This window comes from Bacillus arachidis, assembly GCF_030285945.1.
Taxonomy (GTDB): domain Bacteria; phylum Bacillota; class Bacilli; order Bacillales; family Bacillaceae_G; genus Bacillus_A; species Bacillus_A arachidis.
In genome coordinates this window covers 546,715-563,961 of the sequence record NZ_CP127376.1, presented here as the reverse complement: position 1 = coordinate 563,961, position 17,247 = coordinate 546,715, and the positions used below count along the sequence as shown (strand labels likewise).

Genomic DNA, 17,247 nt, shown 5'->3' with positions numbered 1-17,247 from the left:
GTTTCCATATCTTACATTATTCAGTAGATTGTTTGATAATTTCATTTGCTCCTGCTACTCTTAGCATATTTGCTATTTCTTTAAATCCTCGATTCTCCGCATGCTGCAAAGGAGTAATTCCTTCTCGATCTGGCATATTTACATCTGCACCACGATCAATAAGTAACTGTACAATTTGTTTATGGTTTTCACTGCCATTCCCAACAGCAATCGCTTTGAGTAATGCCGTCCAACCAAAGTCATTCTTATAATTCACATCGATATCTGTACGATCTACTAGCTCTTTTACAACTTCCACATGCCCTCTTTCAGCCGCTGAAATGAGCGCTGTTCCACCATGACGATTTGTTTGTCTAATATTCGTTCCTGCATCAATTGTTAGTTTCACAATATCAACATAACCCTCTTTGCTCGCATAAAGGAATGGATTTTCTTTATTTTTATCTGGCAATTCAATATTTGCACCTGCATCAATCAATGCTTTCACTGTCTCAACATGATTATGATACGTCGCTGCCATTACAGGTGTTTCTCCTTTATCTCCTGATATATTTATATTAGCCCCATCTTTTATTAATTTCATAGCTGTTTCTGTATCACCAAGTGTTGCAGAAAGTAACAATTGCCTATCCATTAAATTCATACCCTTTTTCTCTTTGTTCTCTTCTTCCTCTGTATGCGTCTTCTCTTGTTTTTTTTCATTTTTTACTTGAACCGGTTTAGATTCAGCCTCTTCTTGCTTCTCACAAGCTACTATCATGGTGAAAAGCCCTAACAACATAAATAATAAAAACTTTTGTTTCCTCACAACTACATCTCCTATGAAAGATAATGTTTTTTTAACCATCCCTTCATCACATGTAACAACTCTTCTTCAATAGATTTATCCATAAGCCCCTTATATTCCTTCATTAATCGAATCATTGTATGCTTATGTTCATAATTTCTTAAAATATGGTTCATGTGCGGAATGATATGCCACTCTGCTTCCCCATTAACATATGAAGCAATTAGTTTAGCATGCTCAGGTGGCACTTGTATATCACTGTCTCCCGTAATTGCTAAAACAGGACATGATACTTGTTCTAAATATGTAACTACATTATATTGTAACTGTTCTCGTAGCCATTTTGCATTCACTTTTATACCTTTTATCCATATTACAGATTTTGTTGAATCTTGCACCTTTTTCATAAGCACTTCATTTTTCTTCTTCATCCGCTCTGGAATCTTCAACATTCTAGATAACCATCCAATAGACCCTGATGCAGTTGTTAACTCGTTAGCAACTTTCTCTATTTGTCTTTCAAACAAAGATTTAGATGGTTCTGCTGCACCAGCAAGTAATATTAATCCTGCAACTGATTCTCTTGCGTAGACAGCTGGTGCAAGTAAAGCACCCTCACTATGTCCTGCAATAATAACACGTTTTGGATCTATTTGCGGGTGATCCTTTAAAAACCTAATCCATAAAACAGCATCATCAATAAAGTCTGTTACCCCGGATTTATAATAATCCCCCTTACTTTTATGAGTACCACGCTTATCATAACGAAGCACCGCAAATCCTAGAGAGGTAAAATAATCCGCTAACCCTCTATATAAGTTTAACTGCAAACGACCTGTATTTCCATCACGATCTCCGGTTCCATTACCACCAATTATTAAAATAGCTGGATACGATTCAGAATAATATGTAGGGAGTGTTAATGTTCCTTGAAGTGTATACGCACATTCCATCGTCACAAACAGTTCTTTCCCCATGTTTATTCTCTCCTCACTGTTTTCCAAGAATAATATATAGTTAAAAGCGTTCTTCTTTCCTAATATATCCTATGCCTATATTATCAAAAATGAGAACAAGTATATAATACAGATGTTTATATTATATATGAAGAACTATTACTAATGAAAAAGATGTGTAGCAATTTCTACACATCTTTTTTCATTCACAGCCAGTAATTAATAAATCATCTTCTAACTTAAGTAACAATGTATCCGTATCAATTTCCTGACCAATCTCTATATTTATAGATCGTATATGACCACTAATTCCTACTGCTACTTTTTCCAGTATTCCATCATTTTTTCGAATTGTCATTAGTTGTTCCCATTCATATACGTAAGATGATTCATCAACGAAAATCTCTTCTACTCTTCCTTTATATGAACTATAAATTTCTTCAATCATCGCTTTCATTCAAAATCTACTCCCTACTTCACGCTTCTCTATTTTTCTCATCTATTCTATCACTCATGTAATAAACTCATTATGTTTTTAAAAATTCAAAATTAAATTCATAAATAAAATGACAATTATGCGTTTAATAACATTATTTCTCTAATTATTTACCATATTCCACCCTAATCCAAACTCCTAATTTTATTTATTATTCAAAAAATATCCAGTAAAATAAAAAGATACGGTTATAAGAAAGTAGGGTGAAAAATGGAGTCACAGGAACTTTTATTAAAAGAAATCGCAATGATTGAAAAATGGGAGAAAGACCAGGAAGATCTTTGGTTCTTTGAAAAGTGGGGGAAAATTCCGTTTGCTATTCTTGATAAACTAACTCCAAAATTCATTCATAAAAAAATTAATATTTTACTAGATGAACTCATTCAATATCTCAATTCTGGAAGTAAATATTTAATTCATCCACAAACAACAATAAAGAAATTTGAAAATGCAGCTTCTTTAACAGATGTTCAAAAATTCTCTTTACATGAGATGGATACAATCGTTGATAAAATTATCGAAAATAGAAAATCTGTCGCAACAGCCCAAGGAGCCACAACTGGATTTGGCGGTATTTTCACTCTAGCAATTGATATTCCAGCAGTTTTAAGTATGTCACTAAATATTTTGCAAGAAATTGCAATTTGCTACGGGTATAATCCCGAAGATATTCAAGAGAGGTTATTTATCGTAAAATGCTTACAATTCTCTTCATCTGATATTGTAGGAAAACAAACAATCCTTCATGAATTAAAACATTTTGATGTCCGCGCCAGTCATGACGACAGTGTGTCACAAATTAAATCATGGCGAGAAGTGTTTACTGTGTATCGTGACAATTATGGTTGGAAAAAGTTATTTCAGATGATTCCTGTTGCTGGCATGATTTTTGGAGCCTACTTAAACCGAAAAACAATTGAAGAAATTGCAGAAGTAGGGAAAATGCTTTATAAGAAAAGAAGGATACTGGATAGACTAGAAGAAATAAAATACACTTCTAAATAGTGTCTAAAAAGGGGGGCTGGTGCAAAATAAAAGAGAATATACCACATATATTTCTAGCACCAGAATCCCCCAAAATTATCAAGGATTTTTTCTACGTTTTTTCCCATTTAGAGAAAGTAACTCTATTTAAATATAATCAAATTAGAAATCACATCGTTCCCCGTATCAGCAAAATAAAAGGAATTAAGAATACTAACACATTTAATACTATCCCAATCTTTGCTCCATTATTTTTATCTACTGTATAAGAAAATATAGCTAAAATAAATCCAATAGGACAAAGAAATAAAGGTAAAACAAGAGAAATCCCATGAAATACAGTTAAAATAATTTCATTTATAAAGTTAACTATAAGTAAGATCAATAAAACCGGTATTGAAATCGATATAATTGTAGTTACCCCACTTTTCTCCAACAAAACATTCTCCTTTTTATGATGAATTGAACATCTTCTTCTGCTAAAAAATATATCATAATTGAAAATATTAATGGTACAAAAAACACTACAGTAACTTAAAGAAAATAAGATATTATTTCCCTTTAAGTGTTTCACCTTTCTCATTTTACAAAAAAGGAAAAGCACCTTACTCTTAACAAGGTGCTTTAGCAATTATACTTTTTATTTTATACACGTACAGCTGTGCCACTTACAGCAACCATTAACATTCCATCACGAACGACCTCATAGTCTACATCAATACCAACAATTGCATTTGCACCTTTTTGCTTCGCAAGAGTTTTCATCTCTTCCATTGCAATATCACGAGCTTCTTTTAATTTACTTTCATATGCACCCGAACGGCCACCGACAACGTCACGAACAGAAGCAAATAGATCACGTACGATATTTGCACCCATAATCGCCTCACCGTTTACAATATCGATATACTCAATAATTTCTTTTCCTTGAATCGTTGAAGTTGTTGTTATAATCATCACTGACACTCTCCTATAATATCTACAAATTTACTGGTATTTCTTATACCTTTATTATCACATTGAAATAATAAATGAACCATCTAATAACCTTACATAAAGATGACAGTTTTGTAAGATTTCACTTATTAGAATTTTACGGACAGTAGTACTTCTACTCTTTGTTCTTAGGCAGTAGTATTACTGCCCGCGTAAATAACAAGATAAACTTAACCTTTATTGATTGTTACCGCACGTAGCTTTCAAATATGCATAGGTCGCTAAGTCTTCTAAAACCATACTTCCAGCCTTATAATCTCTTACTTTACTTAATACTTTCTAATTCCCATTTATGGTTATTACCTGGTGAAGTTGTATGCTCAGGTTTTAAAATAAACTCACTACCTGCTACAAGTGGGGCGCTACCATTATCTGCAACACTACTTAGCCAATTATTTTGTCTAAATGTGATATAAGTAGAATCAGATTTTAGATAGAAGCTATTCTGATTAGGAAGCTTGTCTAATTTAATAGAAGATCTATTGTTTTCAGTATCTAACCAGTTATAATCATAACCATTTCCAATATTTAAATACTGATAACCACTATAACTACTGCTAGTAAACTTAAGGAACACTTCTTCATCTTTCTTGAATGGTTGTCCTGGTTTAGGCTGTCCTTTTCTTTCTATCATTACTGGTGTTGCTTGAATGTCTGCCCCATGTATTGCTTTTTGTATAGGACCGAGTCTCAATCTATCCCAATTCGACTGAGGTGAAAAGTGTACATATCGCCCACTAATTGTTTGGTCTAAACCAATGTGCCAATTCTCCTGTACCCCTTCACGTATGTTAACATTCGTCTTCAAATAGTACTGTTTTCCTTCTAGAATAGGTTCTCCGGAATTATCTACTACTAATTTATCGATAGCCTCTAGATAGCTTTTATTTGAAACAAGAGGCACAGAAACTTCAGTTTTATTATCTTGGACATCACTGAGTTCAAACTTAACTGGAATTTCTCCAAGAGCTCTTTTGTTTACTGCTAAGTCTACAGGTTCATTCTCTTTAGATTCATACACATTTGAATTCTTATTTCGAACTAACTTTACCTTTTGTTGCTCACCTGCTTTATTTCTAACCGTAACAAAGATTTCTTCACTTATATTAAATAAACCTGGTATAACCGATGCATAGATCTTTTTCTTGCTATAATCATAACTGCTATATGATAGAGTTGGTCGTAGTGCGCGGTTATCAAAGAAACCAAGGTTCTTACCTCGTTCTAAAAGAGTCCGATTTGGACCATAACGAACTAGATTTTTGTTTAACTGACCATTCACTACAGCGTTTACTGACCAAACATAACTATCTATCCCGCTATGTTTAAAAAATTCGTCCAATGAAAGATTATGATCAACGCTAGCAGGTTTTGTTTTATCATTTTTTGGTGTATACACTCTAAATTTTGGTATAGAACCCAAATTTGCTTCTACTAATGTAGTAGAAGCATTTACATTAGATGCAAAATGCGCCCAATCTCCTAAATTTTCAAATTTTCCATCTTTCATTGTATACACATTCATCGTACTAGTAGGCAATACTTCAATAGAAAGAGGTGCCCCTTGTTCTACTGCTTTTAATTCATCCAGTGTTAGGGAAATTTTCACATCGGCTTGACCTTCTACACTGTCCATTAGAATTTCAGTTTTATTGTTCCCTCCTTTTTCTGTAGTTAACAAGTTTGCTTTATAACGGTCTTGTGTTGCCTTTACAGTATTGATAATTTTATTTCCTAATCGAATGTTAAAGTGAGGTGAAACATCTCCAGCAGATGCTGTACCCGTATTTTTATATTCTAGATGAAAGCGCACATTTGCTGCTTTAGCTGAATCAACAGTGGTTGCTGTTGACCAATCAAAACTATTAGAGATACTTTCTGTTTCCGTTTTTGTATTAGAATAACCATACCCCACATTTAACGATCCTTTTCCTGAAGGTACAGGACCCGCTGCTGATCCCTCAGCACCGGCTTCACCAGCTAAACCTATATTAAAAGAATGTTGTACCGATAAACTTTTTTCCCAAGTCTTAGTACGTGATTCACCATTTGAATCTGTAATACTAGCAACTGGAGTAATATCGATGCGTTTTACAGCAATTTGTAGATTTGGTACATTCGCAATCATAGGATTGAAATCTACATCAGAATCACTGCCATAATGCTCCACTTCATAGCTATCTGTAAAAGGATCTCCATCTGAGTTTGCACTCCTAGGATTTGTTATAAATCTCTTTTCACCAAAGTCTTGCTGTTGATCCCATAGTTGGGCTTCATTTTTTCCTGTCTTTTTATTAAATACAATTTTAAATCCTTTTTCTTCTACATCATTAGGAATGCCATCATTATCCCAGTCATTATTTTCCTGAGGCTCTTCCATAATTATGATTCCTTTTTTTTCAGAACCATCATAGATAATATTTTGCCCTTCCTTCATATTTTTATCTTCTTTAAAAGTTTCCACTTTTCCGCCTTGTTCAGGTGTTGTTTCAGCTAAAGTAGGGGATGCTAAAGTCAGCGCCATCGTTACACCACTTAATACCCCAAGTGTTGGTTTTAATTTCTTCATCGTCATTTTTCTCCTTGTTTTCTAGATGAGCTCGAACATCTACTAGTAAGATTAACTTCATCATAGCCAACAAAGCTTTCATTTCTCTCTCATAAATGTTACAAAAGTCTTTCAACCGTCTTATTTCTTTTCTGATATAACAGGAAGAGTAAACCAAAATTCACATCCCTGTCTTCCATCTGGACGATCCTGAACACCAATTTCCCCATTGTGCATTTCAACTAGCGATTTTGCAATGGCGAGCCCAAGTCCAGATCCTCCAGATTGTGAACTTCTTGATGGGTCTGTTCTGAAAAAACGATCAAATATACGTAATTGGTCATCGTAAGAAATCCCTTCTCCTTCATCACGTAGAGTGAATTTGACTTGCTGTTTCTGTTTATTTTCCTCTACAATTAATTCAATTGTTCCAAACGTAGGAGAATGCCGAATCGCATTTTGTAACAAATTCCCTATAACTCGTGCTATTTTACATGGCATAATCCAAAGTCGTGGCAATGTATCCGCAACTTGCAATTGCAACTGAATATCTTTTTCCTCTAGTAAAATTGAATGTGAATCTAGTACTTTTAATAGAATGCTATCTACATGTGTTAAATTTGGCTGAAATGCTTCTTGTCCAAGTTCTAACTTAGAAAGATCGAACAAATTATTAATTAATCCACTTAATCTTTGTATTTCGTTTAGAATTGTCGTTAAGTACTGCATTTTCATGTTAGGTTCCTCAATTAAACCATCCTGTAACGCTTCTATCATCAATTGTATACTAGCTATAGGAGTTCGTAAGTCATGGGAAATATTCGCAATTAACTCTGTACGTGCTTTCTCCCCTTTTTCTAACTTAGTAAAGCTTTCTTCTAATTTTTTAGCCATTTGTTGAAAAGCTGTCGCTAATTCCTTAAATTCTTCTGGTTCTTTTCCTATTATGTATATCGTTCCAAATTGCCTATCACTAAACTGTTGGGTTAATGCAATCAAATTTTGAATAGATCTCATAATAGGACGTGTCATTAACCAGTAAATAATCGTTGAAACAATCATTGCTACAATCACAATTCCTATTAATAATTTTGTTTGTTCCGGTCTAAGTAACATTCGCCTTTCACTGTACCAAATAAAAATTAACATGATACTTGTACTTAATAGATTCATCAATAACAATTGATTACGTAATTTCATGCTTGACTTCCTTCCTCTGGCTCAAAGCGATAACCAATGCCCCAAACTGTATGAATCCAACGGCTCTTTGTTGTATGCTTCTCTAATTTTTCACGTAAGCGACTCATTAACACAGTAACTGCATTTGTACATCCTTCATACTCAAAACCCCAAATTTGTTCAAGAAGTTGAGAACGGGAAAATACTTGTTTTGGATGTTTTGCCATTAGATAAAGTACCTCAAACTCTTTCACAGTTAGCTCGATTTCATGTTCACAAACAAATACACGCCTTTTTGTTGGACAAATCTTCAAATCTAAAAACTCTATCATTTCCGATACCGGTTCTTGTGTTTGTGGTGTTACATAATTTCCTCTTCTTAATATAATTTGTACCCTTAATACTAATTCACGAGGTGAAAACGGCTTTGTCACATAATCATCCGCACCCATTGTTAATCCTAAAATTCGATCTCTTTCCTCTCCCCTAGCTGTTAACATAATAATAGGGATATTAGAGTATTGGCGAATTTCCTCACATAATTCCCAACCATCTTTTTTCGGCATCATCAAATCTAAAATAATTAAATCTGGTTGATATTGCTGAAATACATCCCAACCTTCCGTTCCATTTACAGCGGTGTATACTTCATATCCTTCTCTTTCCAAGTACCGTTTACATATGTCTCGGATATTATCTTCATCTTCTATGATTACAATTCTCTTTTTCATACATTAAATCTCCTTAGTTCCTTATAAAAACTGCGATAACAACACACTAAATAAAATTATACTTTTACAAAATAGTGCTGATATAATTAGCCTTCCTAAGTTATTTCTTGCTTCTTATCAACTTTAAAGAATGTTAAAAATAAAAATGGGTTACAAAATATTTTTTATATGACCATAAAAATGTTTGAGTTACTCTATACACGACAGTCCATCCTATTTGTAATCTCACTTGAAATGAGCTTGTTTAGTAAAAGGTAGTAATCTTTCCATACTTATATATCTCTGCTTTCAATTTCCTCATCTTTCTAATCCTCCTAATGTTCTTGTAGCAAGTTATGTAACGAATTATAATTAAATATATTTTAATGTAGTTTAACACATAATCACTTCTCCATTAATCTGTATTTACTTTATTCAAATTAAATTTAACTAATTGAAGGAATTCATCCATCAATTGTTTCCACTGATATCATCGAATATAATCTCACTGGAAATATATGGAGTATATTCTCTTTGCATTAGATCCTAAAAAGGCCCCTAATGCTAGGGGCCTTCCGCTTTTATTTTTCAGTTTTCTCGTTTTCTTCCACTACTTGCACAACAGGCTTCTCACTTACCGCTTGCTGCACAGTACCTTTTCCAGCAAAGCTTTCTAATAGTTCTTTTAAGTCAATACCAGAAGAAGCTTTTAATGTTTCTTGCATCGTTGCCATTAGATCCGTCGCGTATCCTGCCACTTTTCCAGCGCCGCTGTTTTTTCCACCGCCGCCTGTATCAACAACAGTAATTTTATCAATATTGCTAAGTGGGCTTGCAACTTCTTTCGCATAGCTTGGAAGCATTTTAAGAACCATATCCATAATTGCTGCTTGCCCATATAATTCAAATGCTTCCGCAATTTTTTGTTTTGCTTCTGCTTCTGCTAAACCTTTTAACCTAATAACATCCGCTTCCGCTGTACCTTGCGCTTTTTGAACTTCTGCCTTTGCTTGCCCTTGTGCCTTTTCAATTTCGGCTTTTGCTAAACCTTCTACACGTACTTCTTCCGCACGTGCCTTTGCTTCTGCCTCAATCTTATATTGATCTGCATCTGCTTTTTTCATTTGTTTTACTTTTTCGGCTTCCGCTGATTGTTCAACTGCATAACGATCTGCATCTGCTTTTTTCTTTACTTCCGCATCATATTGTTTTTCACGACGCGCAATTTCTTTTTCTTCTAATTCAATTTGTTTTTCACGCTCAATAATTTTAACTCGCATTTGTTCTTCTGTAACGCCTTGTTGTGCTTTCGCCTGCTGTAATTCATACGAAAGGTCCGCATCAGCACGAGCTTGCTCTTGCTCTCTCTTATACGATTGTACTTTTAATTCTTTATGCTTTTCAGCCTCAGCAATTTGTGCATCACGTTGATATTCAGCTTCTTTTGCTTCTTTTTCTGCACGAGCTTTTTCAATACGTGCTTCTTTTTCGCGCTCCGCATTCGCAATTGTTGCATCACGTTTCACTGTTGCGATTTGCGGTTGACCTAAAGCATCTAAATAACCATTTTTATCCATGATTTCTTTAATCGTAAAGGAGACAATACGAAGTCCCATTTTCTTTAAATCTGTCGAAGCAACTTCATGTACTTTTTGTGCAAATTGCTCTCTATTGCTATAAGCATCCTCCACTGTCATTGAAGATAAAATAGCACGTAAATGACCTTCTAACACTTCTTTCGCTTCAATCTTTAACTCTTCTGTTTCTTTTCCTAAATATTGCTCAGCCGCTGTCGATACTTCTTCAATTGTTGAGCCTACTTTAATAATAGAAACACCATTTACTGTAACTGGTACCCCTTGTTTTGTATACGTATCACGTGTTCCAACCTCTAATTTGTAGTTTAATAAACTAAGAGGTTCTGCTCGTTGCATAATCGGTACGACAAAAGTACCTCCGCCACGAATAATTTTAATTTTCTTTCCATCATCTGTTGTAACAACGTTTTTTCCGCTTCCAAGCCAGTTCCCGGTGACAATCAATGCTTCATCTGGACCAACTGTACGGTATTTTGTAATAAACACCAAAATAAGTAAAAGTAAAATTGCGAGTAGTACACCACCGATAATTAATGGAATCATTCATATTCCCCCTTATAACTTTGGTTTTTTTAAAGAATAAGCGATGTTTTTTACAAGCAAAACACCATCTTGAACTTCCTCAACCATGACCTCTGTTCCTTGTAAAATATCTTTCCTTCCAATTGACTTAGCTGGTATCGCATTGCTTCCAAATTGTGAAGAGACTAATACTTCTCCAAATCCTTCCTTTGGTATTGTAATAATCACTTCTCCCTTGCAACCAACAAATTCATCCATACGTTGCACTGTATTTTGTTCAGCTTCTGCAATTGGTTTTAAAATCAATATCTTCATTAGAAAAACACCAATAAAGGATATACCAAAAGAGAGACTAAAAATAACAATACTATTCAAAGAAAATAAGTACTCACCTATATAACTAAACCCACAAAGCATTGCAAGGAAACTGAGTAGCAACGTTACAATGGATATAGATCCCCCTCCGAAGCTAAATATGGATTCAAATATATCTCCAAAAAAGATATAAATAACAGTAAGTATAGTAGTAATAATAAATCCATATAAATAAATTATTTCAAGTGGATAACCAAACAATGTCATGCCTTATCCCCCTTTCACCATTGCTTCTCTCTTTCTTATATGTATGCCTCACCTCTTTCAAAAATTATATTTCGTAATTTTCAGTTATTTCCCCTTAAAAGAAAAGCCTGTACGACAGGCTGCTTAAAAAAGAACAGGAGGAGCCTATGGTGACAGGCTCCTCCTAGAAAATAACCGTTATATTATATATCTATATAATATACTATTTTACATAAAAAGTAAAGTTATATATATATTTCTATTTCACCCAAATCTTATTTACAATAAAAACCCCTTAAAAAAGGGGCTACGCCATTTTCTCACCTGATTCTTCTCTAAAAAAGCTCTTCATCGCATGGAATACATCAGCTTTCTGTTTTAAAATGTAGTACCTGAAATTCTCATCTTTAATATTTTTATAAGCTGACATAAGTGTACTGTGACGATTATACTGATTTACTTCCCCATACCCAAACATATTACATACCTTCATCAATTCTTGCACAAGCTTCACACAACGAGCATTATCTGATGTTAAGTTATCTCCATCTGAAAAATGAAATGGATAAATATTATAGCGATCCGGTGAATACTTTCCATCTATAAGCTCAAGTGCTTTTTTATAAACAGAGGAACAGATTGTTCCACCACTTTCTCCTTTTGAAAAAAACTCTTCTTCTGTCACGACCTTCGCTTCTGTATGGTGAGCAATAAATTCTATATCTACTGTTTCATACTTTGTACGTAAAAATCTTGTCATCCAAAAGAAAAAGCTACGTGCCATATACTTCTCCCAAATCCCCATAGATCCACTTGTATCCATCATTGCTAATACAACCGCTTTTGAATCTGGCTTCAACACTTCATTCCACGTCCGAAACTTCAAATCTTCTTGACGAATCGGATGAAAAGCAGGCTTGCCATTCATGGCATTTCGTTTATAAGCTGATATCATCGTCCGTTTTTTATCAATATTTCCCCATAATCCTGTTTTTCTAATGTCATTAAATTCAATATGTTCAATACGATTTTCATCCATTTCTTTCCGCTTTAAGTTAGGTAGCTCCAGCTCTTTAAAAAATGCTTGCTCTAATTCTAAAATAGATACTTCTGCCTCATAATAATCTTCTCCAGCTGCATCTCCTGCACCTTGCCCTTTTCCTGGTCCCTTTTGCTTTTGGCCACTTGATCCATCTTTTGCAACCACATCGCCAACTTTACTATCACCAGTTCCTTGCCCAACATGTTTATTCTTATCATAGTTATATCTAATTTTATATTCATCTAAAGACCGAATTGGTATTTTAACAACGTCCCTACCATTAGACATAACGATACTTTCTTCTGTCACAAGGTCTGGTAAGTTATTCTTAATTGCCTCTTGTACCTTTTCTTGATGGCGTTGTTGATCGTCATGTCCTTTGCGATGGAGGGACCAGTTTTCCTGTGAAATTGTATAATTTGGTTGATTTTCTTCGCCCATCCTTTTCCCTCCTTACTGTAATTTCCCTTATTTTCTCTAATAAACAGTAATATACGGATTTGAGGTTATGATGTAGCAACAAAAGTAGTTACAAAAGATCTGTTCATTAGAATTTACTTTTTCCAGAATCATAAGGCACCATAGTTTGTTTACATATTACCCTGAACTTCCTTAACAAGACTTTAACATCCATTTTAAATTGAAATTTCTTTAGCTGATAAGAAAGAAACACAATTCATTGTTGCACACTTCTTCACTCTGCAACATATTGTATTGTGTTGGCTTTTTCTGTATGAATGGTTGGTTACTCTATCATATGCATATTGTAAAAATAATTGACAATAAATTCATAAAATTGCGCCTTAATTTATTATATTTGGACAAGCCTCTAGGAAACATTCACGATATAAATACAGATTGAAATACCGACCCAAAACCTAATTTTTAGTAGGAAGAGAGCATCCTGCCGAGCGTAGTAGCGATCGGTTCCTTCTTTGCCCCATTCCATATAAAAACAAAGGGACGAAATGAGTGTTGATTTTCTTTTGTTTTCATAGCCGCAATTTAGATATTGGAAAATCAAAATGGATTTATATAGTGGGGGTTTATCACTTCAATCAGATAGATACAAAAACGCTGCCTCTGATTTCATAAGAGACAGCGTTTTATTATCAAACTATCGATTCAACAAGCTACCTACATAGCGAAGCAATTCATTCGCTGATGAAGAATTATAGCCATGTTCATCGATTAAGCGTGCTACAACATCATTAATTTTCTTCAGCTGATTTTCGTCTGGTGTTTTAGTCGATGTTGTAATTTTCACAACATCTTTCAGATCAGCAAATAATTTTTTCTGGATTGCTTCGCGAAGACGCTCATGTGAGTTGTAATCAAAACGTTTCCCTTTACGTGCATACGCAGAAATGCGGATTAAAATTTCTTCTCGGAATGCTTTCTTCGCATTTTCTGAAATGCCAATTTGTTCTTCAATAGAACGCATAAGCTTTTCATCTGGACTCATTTCTTCGCCTGTTAATGGATCCCGTAATTTTGATTTATTGCAATATGCTTCAACGTTATCTAAGTAATTATCCATAAGCGTCTTAGCTGATTCTTCATACGAATACACGAATGCCTTTTGGACTTCTTTCTTAGCAATCTCATCGTACTCTTTCCGTGCTAATGAAATAAAATTCATATAGCGTTCACGGTCTTCGTTGCTAATAGATGGATGCTGATCTAACCCGTCTTTTAACGAGCGCAATACATCCAGTGCGTTAATCGATGGTACTTCTTTTCTAATAATAGTAGAGGAAATACGGTTAATAACATAACGTGGATCAATACCACTCATACCTTCATCCTGATATTCACGTTGTAACTCTTCTACATCAATTGCATTATAACCTTCGACCATTTCTCCATCATATAAACGCATCTTTTTAATTAAATCAATATCTGGGCGCTTCGGATCCTTCAAACGTGTTAAAATCGTAAACATTGCTGCGACGCGAAGTGTATGCGGCGCAATGTGCACATTTGAAACATCACTTTCATAAATCATCTTTTCATAAATATGTTCTTCTTCACTAGCTCGTAAATTATACGGAACCGGCATCACAATAATTCTTGAATGTAAGGCCTCATTTTTCTTATTGGAAATAAAAGAGCGATACTCTGTTTCATTCGTATGGGCTACAATTAATTCATCCGCTGAAATAAGTGCAAATCTCCCCGCTTTGAAATTCCCCTCTTGTGTAAGTGATAATAGATGCCATAAAAATTTCTCATCACATTTTAACATCTCTTGAAATTCCATCATGCCACGGTTCGCTTTATTCAGCTCTCCGTCAAAGCGATATGCACGCGGATCTGACTCTGAACCATATTCTGCAATTGTTGAAAAGTCAATACTTCCTGTTAAATCCGCAATATCCTGCGATTTTGGGTCTGAAGGACTGAATGTACCAATTCCTGTCCGGCGATCTTCAGAGAAGAAAATCCTTTCTACAACTACATCTTCAATTCTTCCACCATATTCTTTTTCTAAACGCATTACATTTAATGGTGACAAGTTCCCTTCAATTCTTACACCATACTCATCGTAAAAATCGTCACGTAAATGATGTGGTATTAGGTGAAGAGGATCTTCATGCATCGGGCAACCTTTTATCGCAAAAACGGCTCCGCGATCTGTACGCGAGTATGTCTCTAATCCTCGTTTTAACATAGTAACTAACGTTGATTTACCACCACTAACTGGCCCCATTAATAATAAAATCCGTTTTCTAACATCTAAACGTTTCGCAGACGGATGAAAATATTCTTCTACAAGACGCTCTAATGCATCTTCTAATCCAAATAGCTGATTACTAAAAAAGTTATATTTTCTTCTACCTTCTACTTCCTCAATACCAGCATCTTTAATCATATTGTAAATGCGAGAGTGTGCAGTTTGAGCCACCCATGGTCTTTCTTTAACAAGCTCCAAATACTCCGCAAACGTACCTTCCCATTGTAAACGTTCTTCTGCTTCTCGATGTTGTTCAATTTTCTTTAGAATATCCATTATAGCTCCTCCCCCATCTCCTTGTTCAATCGGATTATTATAAAAGGTATGCGAGGATGTCCTTAAACATTCTTTAAATCAAAATGAAATCTTCTACAAACATTATAAATTTCATTCCAAAGTTAAAAGAAAATTCGGTATAATGAATTTATCAGGGAACTTCTCCCTCATTTTCACAAATATCTCTTCTTTACTTCCACAGAATCTACATAAACTCCCGACCAAATTAGCTAAAATATGAAGAAGGAGGATTCATATGAAATTATTATTAATTTTAGGTGTATCACTTACATTTCTTACTGCAATTTTCACTTCAGGTTATAATGATAAACCTGGTACAAACAAAAAGTGATGAGCCTAGGCTCATCACTTTTTGTTCTCTATCACATACAACTTTTAATATACAATTTCCAAATCTAAACCTGGAAAATTTTGTTGACGAAATGCTTCATAAATTAAAATTGCTGCTGTATTGGATAAATTTAAAGAACGCACTTTGTCAGTCATTGGAATGCGTAAACAATGATCGAAGTTTTCTTCGATTACGTTTGCTGGTAATCCGTTTGTTTCTCTTCCAAATACAAAATAATAATCCTTCTCAGGCTTACTATAATCAAACGCTGTATGTGCTTTTTCGCCATACTTTGTTAAATAAAAGAATTCACCGTCACTATTTTTTTCATAAAATTCTTCAATCGAATCATAATACGTAATTTTTACGTGCTGCCAATAATCTAGGCCCGCACGTTTTAACATTTTATCATCCGTTGAAAATCCTAATGGCCTAATTAAATGTAATTCTGTCCCAGTAGCTGCACAAGTACGTGCAATATTCCCTGTATTTGCTGGAATCTCTGGTTGATATAAAACAACATGTACTCCCACGTGATATTCACCTCAATCTTTTGTCTACTACGTATTATACCACTTGACTGAAAAATCTCTACCCATTAATAATATGAAAAAATTTATATTTCATTTGTGGCGTATATTTACTGGAATCTTCATAATTCCAATACCGCCTGCGACTATTAGCAGAGTGGGCATTTACAAGCGGCATGCCGTCTGCATCTTTGGCTACAACTATTGTTGTGTGATTCCATCTACCATCATCTTCAAAATCATAGACAATTATATCACCAAGTAAAAGTTCTTCTGGTTTTTCTACCGCTTTAGCCCGAAGTCCTGTTGTAGCCCCCGATAAATACCAATAAAATGAATGAGCAACAGCCCAGCTCCAGCTCCATTGATTCTCCCTTTGCCACCATCCTTTACGAATGTTAGGATACCCAGTCATTGGTGTTTCACCAGCATGTAAACACTGTGAAATAAAATTCGTACAATTATCAGGAAAGTTACGATACAATGGATTCCGATCATCCCACCAACGCTCTGCATATTTGACAGCTTCTAATCGATTATATTGATTAGAAGCATAATTTCCTTTCGTTATCTCACGCTCTAATGTTTCGCCTTGAACTTTCACTTCTTTTGCCTCTATATCTTTATCTTCTACAATACGCCCATCTTTCAGATAAATACGCCGTTCTAATTGTTCTTCTTCCATATAAAATAATTCATGGTGATGAACTAAATATTTCAAATGAACTTGATAATCTACTTCTTGATATTGCTCACTATTCAATTGTCTTATAAAAGATACATCTGCTGTTGCTTTTACAATTTCAGCATCACGGTTTTGAAACAAATTTCTTTTTCGCTGTAGTACCTGTAGTACATCAGCCGGAATCTTATCAACACTTGCACGTTTATTTGTAATATACGCTAAAAATTGTTGCATCTGTTGTTCAATCTGTTTCTTTACCAACATAGGCCTCTCCCTCCCATATTACAC

The 17,247-nt window shown here is 34.6% G+C and carries 15 protein-coding genes; 1 reads left to right on the top strand and 14 read right to left on the bottom strand.

Going from position 1 to position 17,247, the window contains the following annotated elements:
• Positions 1–16: 16 nt before the first annotated feature.
• From QRY57_RS04575 to QRY57_RS04565, 3 genes are all read right to left on the bottom strand, one after another.
• Entirely contained in the window at positions 17–847 is an 831-nt protein-coding gene (locus tag QRY57_RS04575; RefSeq protein ID WP_286016754.1) for an ankyrin repeat domain-containing protein, read from the bottom strand.
• The gene (locus QRY57_RS04570; protein ID WP_090693038.1) at positions 820–1,764 is read right to left on the bottom strand and encodes an alpha/beta hydrolase family protein; all 945 of its coding nucleotides are present in this window, start codon (positions 1,762–1,764) and stop codon (positions 820–822) included. Before QRY57_RS04570 ends, QRY57_RS04575 begins: the two co-directional genes overlap by 28 nt.
• Before the next feature lie 181 nt (positions 1,765–1,945).
• A complete protein-coding gene (locus QRY57_RS04565; RefSeq protein WP_090693041.1) occupies positions 1,946–2,200 on the bottom strand; it encodes a hypothetical protein in 255 nt (84 codons plus the stop codon).
• A 249-nt stretch (positions 2,201–2,449) separates the two neighbouring features.
• Here QRY57_RS04565 and QRY57_RS04560 point away from each other — a divergent pair, with 249 nt between their 5' ends.
• On the top strand, positions 2,450–3,244 hold the full coding sequence (locus QRY57_RS04560; RefSeq protein ID WP_286016753.1) for an EcsC family protein: 795 nt from the start codon (positions 2,450–2,452) through the stop codon (positions 3,242–3,244).
• Positions 3,245–3,392: 148 nt separating this feature from the next.
• On the opposite strand, the gene QRY57_RS04555 is transcribed toward QRY57_RS04560, so the two are convergent.
• The 11 genes from QRY57_RS04555 to QRY57_RS04505 form a co-directional block, all read right to left on the bottom strand.
• The gene (locus QRY57_RS04555; protein ID WP_286016752.1) at positions 3,393–3,662 is read right to left on the bottom strand and encodes a hypothetical protein; all 270 of its coding nucleotides are present in this window, start codon (positions 3,660–3,662) and stop codon (positions 3,393–3,395) included.
• A gap of 206 nt (positions 3,663–3,868) precedes the next feature.
• Positions 3,869–4,180, bottom strand: a complete 312-nt coding sequence (locus tag QRY57_RS04550; RefSeq protein ID WP_000587631.1) for a heavy metal-binding domain-containing protein — start codon at positions 4,178–4,180, stop codon at positions 3,869–3,871.
• 304 nt (positions 4,181–4,484) lie between these two features.
• Entirely contained in the window at positions 4,485–6,788 is a 2,304-nt protein-coding gene (locus QRY57_RS04545; RefSeq protein ID WP_286016751.1) for a binary toxin-like calcium binding domain-containing protein, read from the bottom strand.
• 120 nt (positions 6,789–6,908) lie between these two features.
• Positions 6,909–7,967, bottom strand: coding sequence for a sensor histidine kinase (locus QRY57_RS04540; protein ID WP_286016750.1), 1,059 nt, complete (start codon positions 7,965–7,967; stop codon positions 6,909–6,911).
• Positions 7,964–8,677, bottom strand: a complete 714-nt coding sequence (locus QRY57_RS04535; protein WP_026593979.1) for a response regulator transcription factor — start codon at positions 8,675–8,677, stop codon at positions 7,964–7,966. Before QRY57_RS04535 ends, QRY57_RS04540 begins: the two co-directional genes overlap by 4 nt.
• A gap of 560 nt (positions 8,678–9,237) precedes the next feature.
• Complete coding sequence (gene floT, locus QRY57_RS04530; RefSeq protein WP_286016749.1) at positions 9,238–10,797, bottom strand: flotillin lipid rafts scaffold protein FloT; 1,560 nt, start codon at positions 10,795–10,797, stop codon at positions 9,238–9,240.
• A 12-nt stretch (positions 10,798–10,809) separates the two neighbouring features.
• Entirely contained in the window at positions 10,810–11,358 is a 549-nt protein-coding gene (locus QRY57_RS04525; RefSeq protein WP_286016748.1) for an NfeD family protein, read from the bottom strand.
• Between the two features lie 286 nt (positions 11,359–11,644).
• Positions 11,645–12,820: a sporulation protein YhbH gene (yhbH, locus tag QRY57_RS04520; protein WP_026593982.1), complete on the bottom strand. Its 1,176-nt coding sequence runs from the start codon at positions 12,818–12,820 to the stop codon at positions 11,645–11,647.
• Positions 12,821–13,496: 676 nt separating this feature from the next.
• Entirely contained in the window at positions 13,497–15,392 is a 1,896-nt protein-coding gene (locus tag QRY57_RS04515; protein ID WP_090693059.1) for a PrkA family serine protein kinase, read from the bottom strand.
• Positions 15,393–15,788: 396 nt separating this feature from the next.
• On the bottom strand, positions 15,789–16,277 hold the full coding sequence (trmL, locus tag QRY57_RS04510) for a tRNA (uridine(34)/cytosine(34)/5-carboxymethylaminomethyluridine(34)-2'-O)-methyltransferase TrmL (RefSeq protein WP_026593984.1): 489 nt from the start codon (positions 16,275–16,277) through the stop codon (positions 15,789–15,791).
• 58 nt (positions 16,278–16,335) lie between these two features.
• Positions 16,336–17,223: an amidase domain-containing protein gene (locus QRY57_RS04505; protein ID WP_286016747.1), complete on the bottom strand. Its 888-nt coding sequence runs from the start codon at positions 17,221–17,223 to the stop codon at positions 16,336–16,338.
• Positions 17,224–17,247: the final 24 nt, after the last annotated feature.

Bases quoted from the DNA above. Each gene is read 5' to 3' on its own strand.
- yhbH (WP_026593982.1), bottom strand. From the start codon at position 12,820: ATGGGCGAAGAAAATCAACCAAATTATACAATTTCACAGGAAAACTGG.
- QRY57_RS04570 (WP_090693038.1), bottom strand. From the start codon at position 1,764: ATGGGGAAAGAACTGTTTGTGACGATGGAATGTGCGTATACACTTCAA.
- QRY57_RS04540 (WP_286016750.1), bottom strand. From the start codon at position 7,967: ATGAAATTACGTAATCAATTGTTATTGATGAATCTATTAAGTACAAGT.
- QRY57_RS04550 (WP_000587631.1), bottom strand. From the start codon at position 4,180: ATGATTATAACAACAACTTCAACGATTCAAGGAAAAGAAATTATTGAG.
- QRY57_RS04565 (WP_090693041.1), bottom strand. From the start codon at position 2,200: ATGAAAGCGATGATTGAAGAAATTTATAGTTCATATAAAGGAAGAGTA.
- QRY57_RS04560 (WP_286016753.1), top strand. From the start codon at position 2,450: ATGGAGTCACAGGAACTTTTATTAAAAGAAATCGCAATGATTGAAAAA.
- QRY57_RS04525 (WP_286016748.1), bottom strand. From the start codon at position 11,358: ATGACATTGTTTGGTTATCCACTTGAAATAATTTATTTATATGGATTT.
- QRY57_RS04535 (WP_026593979.1), bottom strand. From the start codon at position 8,677: ATGAAAAAGAGAATTGTAATCATAGAAGATGAAGATAATATCCGAGAC.
- floT (WP_286016749.1), bottom strand. From the start codon at position 10,797: ATGATTCCATTAATTATCGGTGGTGTACTACTCGCAATTTTACTTTTA.
- QRY57_RS04515 (WP_090693059.1), bottom strand. From the start codon at position 15,392: ATGGATATTCTAAAGAAAATTGAACAACATCGAGAAGCAGAAGAACGT.
- QRY57_RS04505 (WP_286016747.1), bottom strand. From the start codon at position 17,223: ATGTTGGTAAAGAAACAGATTGAACAACAGATGCAACAATTTTTAGCG.
- QRY57_RS04545 (WP_286016751.1), bottom strand. From the start codon at position 6,788: ATGAAGAAATTAAAACCAACACTTGGGGTATTAAGTGGTGTAACGATG.
- QRY57_RS04575 (WP_286016754.1), bottom strand. From the start codon at position 847: ATGGTTAAAAAAACATTATCTTTCATAGGAGATGTAGTTGTGAGGAAA.